This is a genomic window from Arthrobacter humicola (assembly GCF_022803015.1).
Lineage (GTDB): Bacteria > Actinomycetota > Actinomycetes > Actinomycetales > Micrococcaceae > Arthrobacter > Arthrobacter humicola_A.
Genome location: NZ_JAFKON010000001.1, coordinates 634,225 through 650,728, shown reverse-complemented (window position 1 = coordinate 650,728; position 16,504 = coordinate 634,225). Strand labels below are relative to the sequence as shown.

The 16,504-nt window shown below is 68.0% G+C and carries 16 protein-coding genes; 7 read left to right on the top strand and 9 right to left on the bottom strand.

All coding sequences use genetic code 11. The features are described 5' to 3' along the window. Positions 1-198 precede the first annotated feature (198 nt). Together ARTB_RS03040 and ARTB_RS03035 are read left to right on the top strand one after the other, a co-directional pair. Positions 199-945, top strand: coding sequence for a polyprenol monophosphomannose synthase (locus ARTB_RS03040; RefSeq protein WP_028275587.1), 747 nt, complete (start codon positions 199-201; stop codon positions 943-945). Positions 946-992: 47 nt separating this feature from the next. After that, positions 993-1,730, top strand: coding sequence for a VOC family protein (locus tag ARTB_RS03035; protein ID WP_243177594.1), 738 nt, complete (start codon positions 993-995; stop codon positions 1,728-1,730). Between the two features lie 145 nt (positions 1,731-1,875). On the opposite strand, the gene ARTB_RS03030 is transcribed toward ARTB_RS03035, so the two are convergent. The 4 genes from ARTB_RS03030 to ARTB_RS03015 form a co-directional block, all read right to left on the bottom strand. After that, positions 1,876-2,223, bottom strand: a complete 348-nt coding sequence (locus ARTB_RS03030) for an RNA polymerase-binding protein RbpA (protein ID WP_026266329.1) — start codon at positions 2,221-2,223, stop codon at positions 1,876-1,878. 396 nt (positions 2,224-2,619) lie between these two features. Beyond that, the gene (locus ARTB_RS03025) at positions 2,620-3,576 is read right to left on the bottom strand and encodes an SPFH domain-containing protein (RefSeq protein ID WP_028276337.1); all 957 of its coding nucleotides are present in this window, start codon (positions 3,574-3,576) and stop codon (positions 2,620-2,622) included. 87 nt (positions 3,577-3,663) lie between these two features. Then, positions 3,664-4,125, bottom strand: a complete 462-nt coding sequence (locus ARTB_RS03020) for an NfeD family protein (RefSeq protein ID WP_028276336.1) — start codon at positions 4,123-4,125, stop codon at positions 3,664-3,666. A gap of 233 nt (positions 4,126-4,358) precedes the next feature. Beyond that, positions 4,359-5,222, bottom strand: a complete 864-nt coding sequence (locus ARTB_RS03015; RefSeq protein WP_243177592.1) for a methyltransferase domain-containing protein — start codon at positions 5,220-5,222, stop codon at positions 4,359-4,361. Between the two features lie 154 nt (positions 5,223-5,376). On the opposite strand from ARTB_RS03015, the gene ARTB_RS03010 reads away from it, so the two are divergent. Then, positions 5,377-7,446, top strand: a complete 2,070-nt coding sequence (locus tag ARTB_RS03010; RefSeq protein WP_243177590.1) for a S9 family peptidase — start codon at positions 5,377-5,379, stop codon at positions 7,444-7,446. 27 nt (positions 7,447-7,473) lie between these two features. Here the strand turns inward: ARTB_RS03010 and ARTB_RS03005 are convergent, their stop codons facing one another. The 5 genes from ARTB_RS03005 to ARTB_RS02985 are packed head-to-tail and all read right to left on the bottom strand — an operon-like array spanning position 7,474 to position 12,372. Then, a complete protein-coding gene (locus ARTB_RS03005) occupies positions 7,474-8,145 on the bottom strand; it encodes a peptide deformylase (protein ID WP_243177588.1) in 672 nt (223 codons plus the stop codon). A gap of 9 nt (positions 8,146-8,154) precedes the next feature. Then, positions 8,155-9,120, bottom strand: a complete 966-nt coding sequence (locus ARTB_RS03000; RefSeq protein WP_243177586.1) for a hypothetical protein — start codon at positions 9,118-9,120, stop codon at positions 8,155-8,157. A gap of 42 nt (positions 9,121-9,162) precedes the next feature. After that, on the bottom strand, positions 9,163-10,356 hold the full coding sequence (locus tag ARTB_RS02995) for an FAD-dependent oxidoreductase (protein WP_243177584.1): 1,194 nt from the start codon (positions 10,354-10,356) through the stop codon (positions 9,163-9,165). Then, a complete protein-coding gene (locus ARTB_RS02990; protein ID WP_243177582.1) occupies positions 10,349-11,083 on the bottom strand; it encodes a class I SAM-dependent methyltransferase in 735 nt (244 codons plus the stop codon). Before ARTB_RS02990 ends, ARTB_RS02995 begins: the two co-directional genes overlap by 8 nt. A gap of 38 nt (positions 11,084-11,121) precedes the next feature. Next, on the bottom strand, positions 11,122-12,372 hold the full coding sequence (locus tag ARTB_RS02985; protein WP_243177580.1) for a type III polyketide synthase: 1,251 nt from the start codon (positions 12,370-12,372) through the stop codon (positions 11,122-11,124). A gap of 104 nt (positions 12,373-12,476) precedes the next feature. Here ARTB_RS02985 and ARTB_RS02980 point away from each other — a divergent pair, with 104 nt between their 5' ends. The 4 genes from ARTB_RS02980 (at position 12,477) to ARTB_RS02965 (ending at position 16,484) form a co-directional block, all read left to right on the top strand. Then, the gene (locus ARTB_RS02980; protein WP_028276331.1) at positions 12,477-12,926 is read left to right on the top strand and encodes a helix-turn-helix transcriptional regulator; all 450 of its coding nucleotides are present in this window, start codon (positions 12,477-12,479) and stop codon (positions 12,924-12,926) included. Continuing rightward, positions 12,923-13,342 carry a VOC family protein gene (locus ARTB_RS02975; RefSeq protein WP_223916337.1) on the top strand — a complete coding sequence of 140 codons (420 nt, stop codon included), beginning with the start codon at positions 12,923-12,925 and terminating at the stop codon, positions 13,340-13,342. The genes ARTB_RS02980 and ARTB_RS02975 overlap by 4 nt, the downstream gene beginning before the upstream one ends. 104 nt (positions 13,343-13,446) lie before the next feature. Continuing rightward, the gene (locus tag ARTB_RS02970; RefSeq protein ID WP_243177578.1) at positions 13,447-15,861 is read left to right on the top strand and encodes an ATP-binding cassette domain-containing protein; all 2,415 of its coding nucleotides are present in this window, start codon (positions 13,447-13,449) and stop codon (positions 15,859-15,861) included. A gap of 35 nt (positions 15,862-15,896) precedes the next feature. Continuing rightward, complete coding sequence (locus tag ARTB_RS02965) at positions 15,897-16,484, top strand: TetR/AcrR family transcriptional regulator (RefSeq protein ID WP_243177577.1); 588 nt, start codon at positions 15,897-15,899, stop codon at positions 16,482-16,484. Positions 16,485-16,504 lie beyond the last annotated feature (20 nt).

Sequence of the window (16,504 nt, the reverse complement as noted above, 5' to 3'; positions counted from 1 at the left end):
GCAGAAAACGGTTCCGGCGCCGCAATTCGTGGCCTGCCGGAACTGGCCCGAAGCGGGTGGACCTGCCCGGGCGGCCGCACGGCCGCCTCGCGGGCGCCCCACGGGCGCGCAACTCCCTATAATGGGAAGTTGCGCCTGAATATCCGGAACCATTGACTTTCGGCGCACCGACCGCTCCCTTCAAGGAAAGGCCTCGCTGTGCGTGTCCTCACCATCATCCCGACCTATAACGAGCTGGAATCGTTGCCCAAGACCCTCGGTCGCCTGCGCACAGCCGTGCCCGCCTCCGACGTGCTGGTTGTCGACGACAACAGCCCTGACGGCACGGGGCAGCTGGCGGACCGCATGGCCGCAGAAGACGGACAGGTCCACGTCCTGCACCGCGCCGGAAAGGCCGGCCTGGGAGCGGCGTACATCGCGGGCTTCAAGTGGGGCCTGGACGCCGGCTACGACATCCTCGTGGAGATGGACGCTGACGGCTCGCACCAGCCCGAGCAGCTGCCGCAGCTGATCGAGGCCGTGGAGCAGGGCGCGGACCTCGCCATGGGCTCCCGCTGGGTTCCCGGCGGCCGTGTGGTCAACTGGCCGCTCTACCGCCAGGCCATCAGCCGCGTCGGCAGCACGTACGCGCGGATCATGCTCGGAGTAAGGATCAAGGACGTCACCGGCGGCTTCCGCGCCTTCCGGCGGACCACGCTGGAGAAGCTGAACCTGGATGCGGTCGACTCGGTAGGCTATGGCTTCCAGGTGGATCTTGCCTGGCGCGTGGCCAAGCTCGGCCTGACCATCGTGGAACGGCCCATTACGTTCGTGGAGCGCGAGCTCGGCGCTTCGAAGATGAGCGGCAACATCGTCGTCGAAGCCATGATCAACGTCACCAAATGGGGACTCACGGCCCGCTGGAACAAGCTCCGGGGCAAGCAGGACAGCAGGCAGGACGCCTAAGGCGTGTCTCCCGGTCCGGGCATCACCGGGGTATAGGGTCGGGCGGTATGGCGCTGCAACTTGTTCAGGTGAATTTCAAGGCTCGGGATGACTCAACGCTCGGCCGGTTTTGGGCGGAGGCACTCGGCTGGGGTGTGTCCAGCGAGGGACCCGGTGTGACCAATGTTGAACCCCTGGGTTTCGTCTGGCCGGACCCCGCCGCCGTCTGCGTCGATGTCGTCACCGTCCCGGACCCCGAGACGGTGGGGTACCGGGCGCGCCTCGATCTCGCCACCACCTCTGCGGCCCACCAGGCGGAGCTGGTGGCGCATCTCTTGGGGCTCGGCGCGACGCCCGCCGACGTCGGCCAGGGTGCTGAGCCGTGGACGGTTCTGGCCGACCCGGAGGGCAACCTGTTCCGCGTGCTGGAGCCCCGCCCGATCTACCAGGACACCGGGCCGATCGCCGCGGTGGTGGTCAGCTGTGCAGACCCACGGGCCATGGCCGGGTTCTGGGCCGGGGCGACGGACTGGACCCTGCACGAGGTGGACGACGATCACGCGAGGCTGCGTTCGGCCAAGGGTGTCGGGCCGTACCTTGAGTTCCTTCGTACGCCCGGCGTGCCTGCCGTGTGGGGCCGTGTCCATCTCGACCTGATGCCATACCCGGGTGATGATCAGGCGGCGGAGGTGGCCCGGCTGCGGACTCTGGGCGCCACTGACGCCGACGTCGGCCAAGGCGATGTGCCCTGGGTCTGCCTCGCCGACTCGGAGGGCAACGAGTTCTGCGTCCTCACCCCCGGCTGACGCAGTATCCCGGCTCCTGCGCGCGTCCAGGCGATGCAGCCGCAGGAGGCGCAGAGGAGCCGCAGAGCGTGGAAGAACAGAAAAAGGGCCGGGCCCGCATCGAATGATGCGGGCCCGGCCCTTGCCGTAGCCGGTGCGCTGGGGACTAGGCCGAGCGGCGTTCGCCGCGGCGTTCGCGCAGGATGGTGAGGCGATCTTCGAGGATCTGCTCAAGTTCGGGAAGCGAGCGGCGCTCCAGCAGCATGTCCCAGTGCGTGCGCACTGCCTTCTCGTTGCTGTTGACAGGGCGTTCGCCATCCACAAGCAACGCCTCCTTGCCCGTCTTCGAAACCCAGACCGGGGGGATTTCGGCTTCCGAGGAGAATGTCACGAACACCTGCTCGCCATCCTCGCAACGGTATTCAACCCGCTGGCGCGGAGCCGGTTCGACGCCGGATTCGGTCTCCATGCTCTGTGCGCCAAGGCGCATACCCCGCAGGCTGCGATCGCTCATCTTTTCTCCCTCTATTCGGTTCGCAGGGTCAAGCCCTGCGTTGTCCGGGGACCGTCAGGCGCCGGACTTCTGGTTGCACCGCGCTGTACCGTAACTGGCCCGGTGTGGCCCGGCCAGATGACAGTCACCAGTGGACAAAACTCTTTGGAACGTCATTGGAATCAACGCTGTGCGGAGCGTTTTTGTTCCGGACGGCTGAACTGACCGGACAAATATTCAAGTATACGGGAGTGGTGCGGGCGCGGTAAAGCGAGTAGCCCCGCGGCATGAACTGCGTATCCTGTACCCGACCGGTCCGGCCTTAAGCCGGCTGGCCCCCGCAGCCGGCCGAAATGGCCGGTCCGCGGGGGCCAGGACGGAGCTATCCGATCCGACCGATCCAGTGCGGGAGCAGGCTCAGGGCCGGTTCCCTTGGCCGTCGGCTGCGGCGGGCGGTGAGTACGGAGCCACGTCCGGCGTTGAGGCCGTCTGCTCCTGCACCGCGCCTGCACCCAGTACGCTGCCGATCCCTTTGAGCGCCTCGCCAACCTCGCTGGGAATGATCCACAGCTTGTTTGAGGATCCCTCGGCAATCTTCGGGAGGGTCTGGAGGTACTGGTAAGCCAGCAGTTTCTGGTCCGGGTTGCCCTTGTGGATCGCGTCGAAGACCTTCTGGATGGCCTGGGCCTCGCCGTCGGCCCGCAGGATGGCCGCCTTCGCGTCGCCTTCGGCCTTCAGGATGGAGGACTGGCGCTGGCCTTCGGCGGTGAGGATCGCGGACTGCTTGGTGCCCTCGGCCGTCAGGATGGCGGCGCGGCGGTCACGTTCGGCCCGCATCTGCTTTTCCATCGAGTCCTGGATCGAGTGGGGCGGATCGATCGCCTTGAGCTCGACCCGGGAGACCCGGATGCCCCAGCGACCGGTCGCCTCGTCCAGGACGCCGCGGAGCTGGCCATTGATCTGGTCGCGCGAGGTGAGCGCTTCCTCCAGGTTGAGGCCGCCAACCACGTTGCGCAGGGTGGTGGTGGTCAGCTGTTCCACTGCCTGGATGTAGTTGGCGATCTCGTAGGTGGCGGCCCGGGCGTCCGTGACCTGGAAATAGACCACGGTGTCGATCGAGACCACCAGGTTGTCCTCGGTGATGACCGGCTGCGGCGGGAAGGACACCACCTGCTCCCGCAGGTCGAGCAATGGCAGCAAGCGGTCCACAAACGGGATCAGCAGGGTAAGTCCGGGATTCAGGGTGCGTTGGTATTTACCCAGCCGTTCAACGACGCCGGCACGGGCCTGTGGAATGATCCGGACTGACCGGACCAGCACAATAATTACAAACACAATTAGTACCAGCAGCACAATTGCGACTGCGATATTCATACATCACCTATTCCCCAGTTGTTTTGTTTTAGTCTCGCGCCGGCAGCGCCGCACCGGCGGACAGCAGTGCCCGCCGGACAGCGCCCCTTATTGGACGGCGGATTCCGGTTGCGGGGCCACGATCGCGGTGGCCCCTTCGATGGCACTGACCACAGCCTGCTGTCCGGGCGCCAGCACTCCCGATTCGGACCGCGCACTCCAGACGTCCCCGCCAATCTTGACGAGCCCGCCGTTTTCGCTCACAGCCTCCATGACGACGGCGGATTCGCCGATGAGGCGTTCAATGTTGGTGCGCTGATCCGCCGGTCCCCGGTGGAGATGCTTGAGGGCCACCGGCCGGACGAAGCCGATCATGAGCAGGGACACCACGCAGAAGGCGATAATCTGCAGCCACGGATCGGCGCCGGCGAAGTCCGCCACCAGCCCGGCGAGGGCGCCGCCGCCGAGCATGATGAAGAACAGGTCGAGTGTGATCATCTCGACCACGGCAAACAGGAGAAAGAGCGTGAGCCACAACGCCCACCAATTCTCGATCAGCCATTCAGACATCAATTCCCCCTTGAGTTCCGGGAGCTGCAGGCACAGGTCCCCAGTAACTGTGATTCCATCCTAAGCGGAACGGCAATAGCTGGGACCGGCGGTAGGGAATTGATGGCCAAAGTGGCCAAGTCGTTATTTCGCGGGTCGATTCCCCGGCCTGGCCTTCCGCCCCGGTTCCCCTCCCGGGGGTGGTTTTCGGGGCATGCCGGACGGCACCCGCGAACCGGCGGGAGCGGGAATGGTCAGCGGATGGGTTGAAAGACGCTGATCCGGAAGCGGGCCGAGACGGAGGTCCGCTCCGGAAGCGCGGATTCGAGGGCTGCCAGTGCGGCGCGGTCCAGGTGGTGGCCGGCCGGTCCCATGTAGGCCAGGTTGGCGACGTCGCGCGGGCCAAGGGCCAGTGCCAGGTCCAGATCAGATGCTGCGACGGGCGCGAAGTGCTGGCCCAGGGACGCGGCGAGCCGCTCGTCCTTGGCCGGCTCGATCCCCAGCATCCCGGCCGGCCCGGCAACCTCCGCCAGGTGACCGGGCCGCGGTGTGACCACGACCAGGCGGCCGCCGGGGCGGAGAACCCGGGCGAACTCGGGCGCGTTGCGCGGCGCAAAGACCACGGTGACGACGTCGACGGCGTTCTCCGCGACCGGCAACGGCTGCCAGACGTCCCCGACGACGTTCAAAGCCTCGGGGTTCAGCCTCGCTGCGCGGCGCAGGGCGAACTTGGAAATGTCCAGGCCGATTGCCGCGGCAGGACCGCTGTCCGCGGCCCGGTCCAGTACGGCCCTGAGGTAGTGGCCGGTGCCCGTCCCGGCGTCGAGCACGAGGGGCCGGCCGGCGGGGGCTTCCCGGAGCGCCGGTGTGGCGAGCCCGGCCACGGCATCGGCCAGCGGCTGGTAATGCCCCGCGGAGAGGAAGTCGAAGCGGGCCGCCACCATGTCTGCGCTGTCGGCTTCAAAAACCGTCCCCTTGCCGACCAAGAAGTTGAAGTAGCCCTGCCTGGCCGCGTCAAAGCTGTGTCCGGCTCCGCACACCAAGGTGCGGGCGCCGCCAGTGAAGCGGAGGCCCTGGCGGCACACCGGGCACAGGAGGGGGAGATCGGCGGCGGGCATAGTTTTCATCCTATGCGCGGATCCCCGGCCCGCCGCGCGGCCGGGGCACTGGCTACAGGGGCGCCGCGCACCGGGCACACCGCGGCGCGCCTCGCCGCACCGGCGCAACGTGAGGTGTTTCACAGCGGGCGCGCCACGGGCTAGGCTCGCAATCGTGAAATCTGAACATCTTCCGCTGCTCAATTCCGTGTCCGCCCCTGCCGTGCACCCCGACGCTTCCCGCGCCGTGGTCTCCGTGCTCCGCCCGGACTTCGATGCCGATGCCTACGTGGGCCAGCTGTGGACCGTGCCCCTGGGTCAGGACCTGACCCACCCGGACTTCAACGACCCGGACCAGAGGCCACGCCGGCTGACCCGGGGCTTCCGCGACACGGCACCGGACTTTTCACCAGACGGCCGTGCCCTTGGGTTCCTGCGTGCGGCAGCGGACGGAAAGCCGCAGCTGTTCGTGGTGGAAGCCGCCGGCGGCGAACCCCAGCTGTTGACGGAGGCCCCACTGGGGGTCAGCTCCTTCACGTGGTCGCCTGATTCCCGCAGCATTCTCTTCAGCGCCAGGACGCCTGACGAGGGCCGGTATGGCAGCGTCGACGGCGTGAGTGCGGGCAGCGAGGACGCCCGGCTGATCACGGATTTCCAGTACCGGATGAACGGTGTTGGCTACACCGCTGACAAGCCGCTTCAGCTGTTCATCCTCGAGGTGCCGCAGCTTGACGCCGAACCGAAGGTGGCGCCGGCCGGACGCGCCCTGAAGGCCCTCGGCACCGCGGCCGATCCCGCGGAGAATGCTGCCGGGCTGCTGCCGGCCGCCAAACAACTCACCACCGCACCAGCGGACCACAACGGCGCCGGCTTCAGCGCCGACGGCGGCACCATCTTCTTCACCGCAGCCCTGCACGATGGGCGGGACACTGACCTCGTCAGCGGAATCTACGCGCTGCCTGTTACCGGAGGGCAGCCGCAGGCCGTGGTGCCGGCCAACGCCGGACGGCAGAGCATCAGCGCCGTGCGCCAATCCGCCGATGGGCAGTGGCTCTTCTTCCTGGCCCAGGACCTGGGCGCATCCGGGCTGGACTTCGTGGCCAGGAACACCGCCCTCTATGCGATGCCTGCCGCCGGCGGACACGCCACGGCGCTCAGCGATGCCGAGGCGCTGGACCTGTCCGGCGGCAGCCGGCTGGAGCTGCGCGGCGGCGCGGGCGCCATGGTGCTGAACAATGCGCGGGGAACCGTGGAGCTGCACGAATTCGTTGCGACGGGCGGCCACACCGTCCTCCTGGAAGGCAACCGGGTGGTGACCGGCGCCGCGGAGGGTGGCGGAACGCTCGTGGTGAGTTTCAGCGATTCGACGACGGCCGGTGATGTTGCCGTGCTCGAGCGCGGGCAGGTGCGCCGCCTGACGGACTTCTCCGCCCAGCTGCGGAGCGTGGCGGGGATCAGCGAGCCGCAGGAACTGACATTGGCCTCGGCCGACGGGTACCCGGTCCACGGCTGGCTCGTGAAGCCTGCGGGCCCGGGACCGCACCCGGTGCTGCTGAACATCCATGGTGGCCCGTTTGCCCAGTTCGGGGTGGCGTTGTTCGACGAAGCGCAGGTCTATGCCGGGGCCGGTTACGCCGTGCTGATGTGCAATCCGCGGGGTTCGGCCGGTTACGGCCAGGCACATGGCCGGTCCATCAAGGAGCGGATGGGAACCGTGGACATGCAGGACGTCCTGGCGTTCCTGGACGGGGCTGTGGGGAAGTTCGAGGATCTGGACGCCGCCAATGTCGGCATCATGGGCGGATCCTACGGCGGCTACCTGACGGCGTGGACCATCAGCCACGACCACCGTTTCCGGGCCGCCATAGTCGAGCGTGGTTTCCTGGACCCCGTGAGCTTCACCGGTTCGTCCGACATCGGCTGGTTCTTCGGTGGCGAATACACCGGCCCGGCGGCGGAGCAAATGGCGGCCCAGAGTCCCATGGCGCGCGTGCAGCACGTACGGACGCCGTCGCTGGTGATCCACAGCGAGGAGGACCTCCGGTGTCCCGTGGAGCAGGGCCAGCGGTACTTCACCGCCCTCAAGCAACAGGGGGTCGAGACCGGATTCCTGGTCTTCCCCGGCGAGAACCATGAGCTGTCCCGCTCCGGCACGCCGCACCACCGGAAGCAGCGGTTCGATGAAATCCTGAAGTGGTGGGCCCGCTACCTGCCGTCCGCATCGAATCCGGCGCCGCAGCCCTAGCCCTGGCCCTGGCCCTGGCCCGCAGGCTTAGTCCGCGGCCGGGTCCGGCAGGAACCCGAGTTCCTGCCGGGCGCGGCTGATGTCCGGCTGGGCCCAGCGGGCGGAGTATTCGGCATTGTTGCTGATGGAGCGCAGCTCGGCCCGGTCCAGGAAGAGGATCCCTTGGAGGTGGTCGGTTTCATGCTGGACAATCCGGGCCTGCCAGCCGGAGAAAGTCTGCTGGAGTTTCGTGCCGTCCGGCGCCGTGAAATCGAGCTGGACTGATTCCGGCCGCACGACCGCCGCCTGCAGGCCGCCAATGGAGAGGCAGCCTTCGTAGAACGCCGCGGACTTCGCGCCCAGGGGACGATAGCTCGGGTTCAGCATGGCAAAGAACGGCAGCGCCTCCCGCCCGCGGACGGCAGCGACGTCGGGATCGACGTCGAACTGGTCCTCCAGGACAGCGATCTGCAGCGGAATCCCCAGCTGCGGGGCCGCCAGGCCCACGCCTGGGGCCTTGTGCATCACGCTGCGCATGAGGTCGATGAGGTGCCCGAGGTCGGCATCAGTCAACTGGCCATCGTACGGCGCCGCCACGTGCCGGAGCACCGGGTGTCCGGCCTGGACAATCGGCGGGAGGATGCCGGCGCTCAGGATCTCCTGGACGGTCTCGCTCATCCGGGCGGCGCTGTAGTCAGTGGGCCTGGCGTCAAAGGGCATGCCCCCACACTACTGGCGCCCGCACGCCTTTGTAACAAAGTCGTAGATGCGGGCGCGAAGTTGGCTGCCGGCGTCGATCTTCACAATTCCTTCGCGGCCCGCCACCCTGACCTGCAGGGGAAGGAGTGTGCCCACTTTGTCTTCGGCCACTGCATGGGGATCGCAGCGGGAGGGCCTGATGCCGAGGCGCACTTGGGCCGGGGCACCGCCGGCGCGGACCGTCACCGACCGGGGCCACGGGGCTTGTGAGGCCTCCGCCAGCAGCGTGGTTTCCTCGATCCGGTCTATCACCAGTTCACCGCCGCCGCCGGCGGCGCGCGGTTGCAGCAGCAGACGAACGACGGCGGTCTGACCGTCCGCGGCGACCTCGAGCTCGGGATCCAGCGCGATCGTGGCGACGGCCGAGGCTTCCCGGGCCAGGCACAGCTCCGAATTGTTCCGCGCGAGGACGCCGAACGGGTCTGTTGCCGGGGCCATGGCCGGGACCGGCACGGCACCTTCCGGCGTGGCCAGCCGCAGGGATACCTGGGCGTCGCCCGCAGCCCCGGAGGTGGCTCCCGGTCCGGCTGCCGGGCCGGCCGGGCTGCCGCAATCCGGGGCGGGCAGCGGCGCCGGCAGGCTCTTGGGCTGTCCGGGCGGAAGCTCGATCCCGCCGGTGCGGGCGGACCAGATGATCGGGGCTGCGAAGAGAGGGCTGGTCAGTTCCGCGCCGAGGACCGTCAGGGCATGGCCGGTGGTGTTCGTGAGCTGGATTTCGATGATTTGCTTGCTGTAGTTGTCGCGGAACTGGCTGATTTCCGCGGTCACGGGGCCTGTGGGGATCGGGGTCGCCGACGCCGTCGTGCTTGCCGGGGAGGCGGTGCCGCCGGCGGTTCCGGAGCTGCATGCCGCCGCCGCGCCGAGCAGCACCGTGGCGGCCACTGCCCGCAACACCCAATACGATGCGGCGCCGCGCATCACGGGAAGTCCGTCCATGCGCACAGTCTATTCCGGGGCAAACCCGTACCAATGCGCTGCCTAATGCATCGTGAAACGGCGGGCGATCAGGGAATTCACCGGCGGAACCGCGGCGACGCCTGCGATGCCACGGTTCCGCAGCGCCAGGAGTCGGTCCGTGAGGGGCCGGCCCAGGGCCATGTTTATTTCCGCCTGGCGTGCGGCCCTCGCCGCCGCCCGCAACCGGGTCCGCTCAAAGGTCCGGAGGCGATCCGCGACATCCTGGCCGCGCACGGCCGCCGAGACGATCGGTGCCAACGCCGCCGCATCCAGCCAGCCGAGGTTCATGCCCTGCCCGCCGATGGGGCTCACCTCGTGGGCCGCATCCCCGATCATCACCACCCGGCCGGCCACCATCCGGGGGACCAGGCGCGTGCGGACGCCGAAGCGGCTGAGCATGCTGTTGGTCCCGGCGTCGATGGCGAGCCCCGTCCGTTCGCGCACGCAGCCCATGAGCCACCGGGCGTCGACGCCGGGAGCGCCGGCTGCGGGTCCGCCGGCTGCTGGTCCGCCGGCTGCTGGTCCGCCGGCCGGGGCGTCGCCGGTACCCAGCCGGACCACCCAGCGGCGGAGCTGGCCGGGCAAGGGGAACGACTCCACGATGCCGGCGCCGGAGAGGAACAGTGCCGCGTCCGGACCGAACCCGGTGCCGTCCGCGAAGTCACCCATCAGGTAACTGTCCGGGTACTCTTTCACGCGCACGTCGGCGCCCTGCAGCGCCCGCACCGTGGAACGCACGCCGTCGGCGGCAATGACCAGCGGCGCCGAATAGCGCAGGGTGCCACTCTTGGAGTCGGCTTCCACGCTGACCCGGCCGCCGTCGTCGGACAGTCCGGTGAGGCGGACGCCGCGGTGCAGGGCGCCGTCGCCGAGCTCGTTGACCCGCCGTTCCAGGTGCGCCTCAGTACGGGCCTGGGGCAGGGACAGGACGAACGGAAAGCGGTCCGAGACGCCGGCAAAGGACATCCGGGCGAGGCATTTTCCGCCGGCCATTGCCATACCTCGGCGGATCTGGACCCCCTCGGCAATCATGGCCTCGGCAACTCCGGTTCCCGCGAGCGCGGCCAGCGCCGGCGGATGGATGCCGATGGCGCGCGACTGCGGCTCCGGTGCGCCCCGCTGTTCCAGGACCTGAACATCCACGCCGTCCTGCAGCAGCAGCGCGGCCATGAACAGCCCCACCGGACCGGCACCGATGATCAGAACCTCAGCCACTGGCACCGGGCCCTGACTGGTAGAGGCCGTCGGGAGTGCCGTGCAGCAGCAGGTTCCGGAAGGGGGCGTGGCGGGCGACGGTCCAGCCCGGGGGAGCGGCGGCGGTCAGCTCCGCGGCGGTGTAGCTTCGGCGGATGGAGGTCAGCCCGTCCCGCCGGATGTAGGAGCCGGTGAGCACCCAGGAGCCGGCAGAGAACAGCGCGTAGGCGGCGGGGCTGCGGCGGATGTCGTTGTGGACCACCGTGCCGCGGGACAACCGGGCCGACTCGGCGAGAAACTCTTCCAGCCCGTCAAGGTGGTGCAGGACATGGTTGGACACCACGAGGTCGTACCGGTTGCCCTCTTCGAGCAGCTCCGCGCTGGCCGCCTGGCGGAACGTCACGTCCGCCGTCGCGTGGCGGGCGCGGGCGAACAGGATCGCCCGCGGATCCGGGTCAATAGCGGTGACCTCGAGACGCAGTCCGTCCCGGGCCGCCCACCGGGCCAACAGCACGGAAACGTCGCCCCCGCCGCACCCGATATCCAGCAGGGAGGTGGCGGAAGCAGTGGACAGCCGGGGCCTGATCCGGGACCGGTAGATGCCGCGCCAGCCGGCGACGGCACGGTTGACGAGCGCAAACTGGGCATACGTGCGCTCCAGGCGGCCGGGGTCGCAGCCCGGCAGGTCCATTTCCTCGACGGCGTCGGATGCGCGGTCCCGCAGGAGGGCCGCCCGAAGGTGTTCCATGCCCCGCTTCGCGCTGAACGGTTTCAGCGTGGCCGCTTTCAGACCCGTACCGCTACGGACTGCGCCGGCTCCGCCGGTTCCGCCGCCGGTTCCGCCGCCGGCTCCTGCCGCGGATCCGCGGCGGGCCGCGGGGCAGCCACCCGGGTGAAGAGCGCCGTCTCGACCGTCAGGCCCGGGCCGAAGGCCATGGAGCAGATCCGTTCCGCGCCCGGGCCGGCCCAGCCGTCGTCCGCGGCGTCGTCTGCTGCCGGCAGTTCGAGGATGTGCTTGAGGACGAACAGGACGGTGGCGCTGCTCATGTTGCCGAAGTTCCGGAGGGTTTCGCGGGCCGGGACCAGCTGCTCGTCGCTGAGCTCCAGCCGGGACTGGACCTTGTCCAGAATGCTCCGGCCGCCCGGGTGGATGCCCCAGTGCTCGATCTCCCGGTAGGGGAGCCCCTGCAGCGAGCCGTCGCGGGATAGCAGCGGTTCCAGCGCGCCAATGATGTGGTCGTCGATGATGTGCGGGACATAGTTGCCCAGCACCATCTCGAAGCCCTCGTCGCCGATGTTCCAGGCCATCGAGTCCTCCCCGACGGGCGTCAGGACGGTTTCGAAGTGGTCCAGCCGCAGCAGGGGCGCTTCCCCGGGGATGTCCCGCGCTGTGATGATGGCCGCGGCAGCGCCGTCGGCGAACAAGGCCGACCCCATGATGGTGTCCGGATCATTGGAGGTCCGGACGTGAAGGGAACAGAGTTCGGCGCAGACCACCAGCACCGTTGCCTCCGGATCCGCCTCGCAAAAGGACTTCGCCGCCCGCAGCGCCGGGAAGGCTGCATAGCAGCCCATAAAGCCGAGGTGGTACCGCTGGACAGCCGGATTCAGGCCGACGGCCCGGACAATCTTGTAGTCCGGGCCGGGATTGAAGAATCCGGTGCAGGAAACCGTGATCAGGTGGGTGATGTCCCGCGCCTCGACGCCCGGGCAGGCATCGAGGGCTTTTTGGGCTGCTTCAATGAAAAGCTTGGTCGCTTCCGTGGCGAAGATGCCGTTCCGGGTTTTGGTGCTGGGGCTGAGCACCAAGCCGGTGGCGGGGTCGAAGAACTGGGGGTTTTCCGCCTGGCTGTCCGCGGTGAGTTCCTCCACCGCCGTGTGCCGGGTGTCGATGGCTGCGGAGTCAAAGCACGTGTTGACGAGCCGGGATCCGAGCCGGGTGAGGCCCGGCTGGGCGGCGAACACGGCCCTGGCCTCGGGCTGGACCAGGATGGTTGGCGGGACTGCAGTTTCCAGAGACCTCAGGTAGACCGTCATGGTTCATTCTCAGCGAGCCTGCCGCCAAAGACAATGGAACGGCCGGAGATTCAGGAACACCTTCGGGCTGGACAACTCCGGCACGACGTAGCACGATCGCACTTGTGACCAGCAAACCCGACCGGGCGCAGCGCTTGCGCGACCTCGCGCTGTTACGCCGCGTCCGCGACCGAATGGACCGGGAATACGCACAGCCGCTGGATGTCGAGGCCCTCGCCCGCGGCGCCCACATGTCCGCCGGGCACCTCAGCCGCGAGTTCCGCCTGGCGTACGGCGAGTCGCCGTACAGCTATCTCATGACACGGCGCATAGAACGCGCGATGGCCCTGCTGCGCCGCGGCGACCTGAGCGTCACCGAGGTCTGCTTTACGGTCGGCTGCTCGTCGCTGGGCACCTTCAGCACCCGCTTCAACGAACTGGTTGGCGTGCCGCCCAGCGTCTATCGGCGCGAGGCTGCGAGGGCGACCGCGGGGATGCCCTCGTGCGTCGCGAAACAGGTCACCAGACCGGTCAGGAATCGAGAAGTCCCGGCCCCCGAACCGCAACTAGCATGAAGTCCATGGACATCAACATTCACGCGAGTTTCCTCCCACACAACGATCCCGACGCCGCTTTGGCCTTCTACCGGGACACCCTCGGCTTCGAGGTCCGCAACGACGTCGGCTACGGCGGGATGCGCTGGATCACGGTCGGCCCGGCCGGCCAGCCGGACACATCCATCGTGCTGGAACCGCCGGCCGCCGATCCCGGCGTCACCGACGAAGAGCGCGGCACCATCGACGAGATGATGGCCAAGGGCACCTATGCGCGCATCCTCCTGGCCACCAAGGACGTCGACGCCACCTTCGAGCGGCTGCAGGCCAGCGGCGCCGAGGTGGTCCAGGAACCGACAGAGCAGGCCTACGGGGTGCGCGACTGCGCCTTCCGCGATCCCGCGGGCAACCTGATCCGCATCCAGCAGCCGATCTAAGGTGGCCGCCGGCCACCGCCGGACCAGCCGCCAGCTGGTTAGATAGAGCCAGTCGACGACGACGGGGACGCGTGGGGCTGCCCCGCCCAACAGATGGAGACACGATGAGCATTGCCACGAGCACGGACACGCAGCCGCCCGAGCTGCATGAAGCGGACAGCCACGACCTGATCCGCGTGCAGGGCGCACGGGAGAACAACCTCAAGGACATCAGCGTCGAGATCCCGAAGCGCCGCTTGACGGTGTTCACCGGCGTGTCCGGCTCGGGCAAGAGCTCGCTGGTGTTCGCCACCATCGCCGCCGAGTCGCAGCGGATGATCAACGAGACCTACAGTGCGTTTGTGCAGGGCTTCATGCCCAACCTGGCACGGCCCGAGGTGGACCTCCTCGAGGGGCTGACGACGGCGATCATCGTTGACCAGGAGCGGATGGGCGCCAACCCCCGATCCACCGTCGGCACCGCCACCGACGCGAACGCCATGCTCCGGATCCTCTTCAGCCGCCTGGGCATGCCCCGCATCGGGCCACCGACTGCCTTTTCCTTCAACGTCCCGACGCGCAAGGCGAGCGGGGTGATGAGTACCGAGAAAGCCGGCGGCCGGGTCGAGCGGAGCGTGGTGCGCGATGTGGTCTACCTTGGCGGCATGTGCGCACGCTGCGAGGGGATGGGCGCGGTTTCGGACTTCGACCTCACCGCGTTGTACGACGACAGCAAGTCGCTCAGCGAGGGTGCCCTGACGATCCCCGGCTACAGCATGGACGGCTGGTACGGCCGGATCTTCAGCGGCGCCGGCTTCGACATGGACAAGCCGATCGCGAAGTTCACCAAGAAGGAAATGCACGACCTCCTCTACAAGGAGCCCACCAAGATCAAGGTCGAAGGCATCAATCTGACCTACGAGGGCGTGATCCCGAAGATCCAAAAGTCGATGCTCTCCAAGGACGTCGACGCCATGCAGCCGCACATCCGGGCCTTCGTGGAGCGCGCCATCACGTTCCAGACCTGCCCCGAGTGCGACGGCACCCGGCTGAGCCCGGAGGCCAGGTCCGCGAAGATCCAGGGCAAGAACATCGCGGACCTCTGCGAGATGCAGATCAGCGACCTCGCCGCATGGATCCGCGAGCTTGACGCCCCTTCCGTCGCACCCCTGCTGAAAGGCCTGCAGCACCTGCTCGACTCGTTCGCAGAAATCGGGCTGGGTTACCTCTCGCTGGACCGGCCGGCGGGCACCCTGTCCGGCGGCGAGGCCCAGCGCACCAAAATGATCCGGCACCTGGGCTCGTCCCTCACAGACATCACCTACGTCTTTGACGAGCCGACGATCGGCCTGCACCCGCATGACATCGAACGGATGAACCAGCTGCTGCTGCAGCTGCGGGACAAGGGCAACACCGTACTCGTCGTCGAGCACAAGCCGGAGACCATCGCCATCGCCGACCACGTCATTGACCTTGGCCCCGGCGCGGGTACCGCGGGCGGCAGCGTGTGCTTCGAGGGAACCGTGGGAGGCCTGCGGGCGAGCGACACCATCACCGGGCGGCACCTCGACGACCGGGCCAGGTTGAAGGACTCCGTGCGCACCCCGTCCGGCACGCTCGAGGTGCGGGGCGCCTCGACGCACAACCTCAAGGATGTGGACGTCGACGTCCCGCTCGGCGTGCTCTGCGTCGTCACGGGTGTTGCAGGTTCGGGCAAGAGCTCGCTGATCCACGGTTCGGTGGACGGCCGGGACGGTGTGGTAGTGATCGACCAGGGCGCCATCAAGGGTTCGCGGCGCAGCAACCCTGCGACGTACACGGGCCTCCTCGAGCCGATCCGCAAGGCGTTCGCGAAGGCCAACGGCGTGAAGCCGGCGCTGTTCAGCTCCAATTCGGAGGGTGCATGCCCCACCTGCAACGGCGCGGGTGTCATCTTCACCGAGCTCGGTGTCATGGCCACCGTCGAATCCACGTGCGAGGACTGCGAGGGACGGCGGTTCCAGGCAGCAGTTCTGGAGTACACGTTGGGTGGCCGGAATATTTCCGAGGTGCTGGCCATGTCTATGACCGAGGCCGAGGTGTTCTTCAGCGAAGGGGAGGCCCGCACCCCGGCGGCCCACAAGATCCTCGACCGGCTCGTCGACGTCGGGCTCGGCTACCTCACCTTGGGCCAGCCGCTCACCACGCTGTCCGGTGGCGAGCGGCAGCGCGTCAAGCTCGCCACCCAGATGGCGGAGAAGGGTGACGTCTACGTCCTCGACGAGCCCACCACCGGCCTGCATCTCGCCGACGTCCAGAACCTGTTGGGACTCCTGGACCGGCTCGTCGACTCCGGCAAATCGGTCATCGTCATCGAGCACCACCAGGCGGTCATGGCGCACGCCGACTGGATCATCGACCTTGGTCCCGGCGCCGGGCACGACGGCGGCCGGATCGTTTTCGAGGGCACGCCCGGCAGCCTTGTGGCCGCCCGCTCCACCCTCACCGGCGAGCACCTGGCGGCCTACGTCGGTTCAGTGGCTGAAAACGGCATCAAGTGAACGAATGCGGTGAATCGGGGGACTAATCTGGGGGCGTGGCAAGCATTCGAGACGCTCAAAAGCAGATGACCCGCCGGCTTTTCCTCGACAAGGGGCTGGAGCTTTTCGAGGAGAAAGGGTTCGCCGCCACCACGGTGGATGACATTTCCGCTGCCGTGGGCACCACCAGGGCAACCTTCTATTCGCATTTTCCGTCCAAAGCCCAGCTCATGCGCTCGCTCGTCGAGCGGTCCAACGCGATGCTGACGGAGGCCGATGTCCCGCCGCTGCATTCGGTGGTGGAGTCCGGGGACCGTGAGCTGATCAGGGTCTGGCTGGCCCGGAAATTTGACCAGTGGGCCGACATCCGCCCCTATGTGGTGGCGGCTCACCAGGCCGCGGCCAGCGAACCGGACATCCAGGCGGCTTTGGACCAGTGGTTCGACACGGCGATCGATGACATGCAGGCGGGCCTCGACAGCGCCGGGCGTTTTGACCCGGCCAGCCGCCGGGTCCGGTGCGCGCTGGCCTTCGGCGAACTGGAGTTCTTTTCCCGGCGCTGGATGCGGCTCGGCTGGACCGTGGACCGCGATACTTCACTGGATCTGATGGTCGAGAACTGGTGCTTCCTGCTGGCTGAGTGAGCCGGCAACGCCGGGGCGCA

Coding starts and splice junctions, on each gene's coding strand:
- ARTB_RS03035 (WP_243177594.1), top strand. CDS start 993: ATGGCGCTGCAACTTGTTCAGGTGAATTTCAAGGCTCGGGATGACTCA.
- ARTB_RS03030 (WP_026266329.1), bottom strand. CDS start 2,223: ATGAGCGATCGCAGCCTGCGGGGTATGCGCCTTGGCGCACAGAGCATG.
- ARTB_RS03025 (WP_028276337.1), bottom strand. CDS start 3,576: ATGAATATCGCAGTCGCAATTGTGCTGCTGGTACTAATTGTGTTTGTA.
- ARTB_RS03020 (WP_028276336.1), bottom strand. CDS start 4,125: ATGTCTGAATGGCTGATCGAGAATTGGTGGGCGTTGTGGCTCACGCTC.
- ARTB_RS03015 (WP_243177592.1), bottom strand. CDS start 5,222: ATGCCCGCCGCCGATCTCCCCCTCCTGTGCCCGGTGTGCCGCCAGGGC.
- ARTB_RS03005 (WP_243177588.1), bottom strand. CDS start 8,145: ATGCCCTTTGACGCCAGGCCCACTGACTACAGCGCCGCCCGGATGAGC.
- ARTB_RS03000 (WP_243177586.1), bottom strand. CDS start 9,120: ATGGACGGACTTCCCGTGATGCGCGGCGCCGCATCGTATTGGGTGTTG.
- ARTB_RS02990 (WP_243177582.1), bottom strand. CDS start 11,083: ATGGAACACCTTCGGGCGGCCCTCCTGCGGGACCGCGCATCCGACGCC.
- ARTB_RS02985 (WP_243177580.1), bottom strand. CDS start 12,372: ATGACGGTCTACCTGAGGTCTCTGGAAACTGCAGTCCCGCCAACCATC.
- ARTB_RS02975 (WP_223916337.1), top strand. CDS start 12,923: ATGAAGTCCATGGACATCAACATTCACGCGAGTTTCCTCCCACACAAC.
- ARTB_RS02970 (WP_243177578.1), top strand. CDS start 13,447: ATGAGCATTGCCACGAGCACGGACACGCAGCCGCCCGAGCTGCATGAA.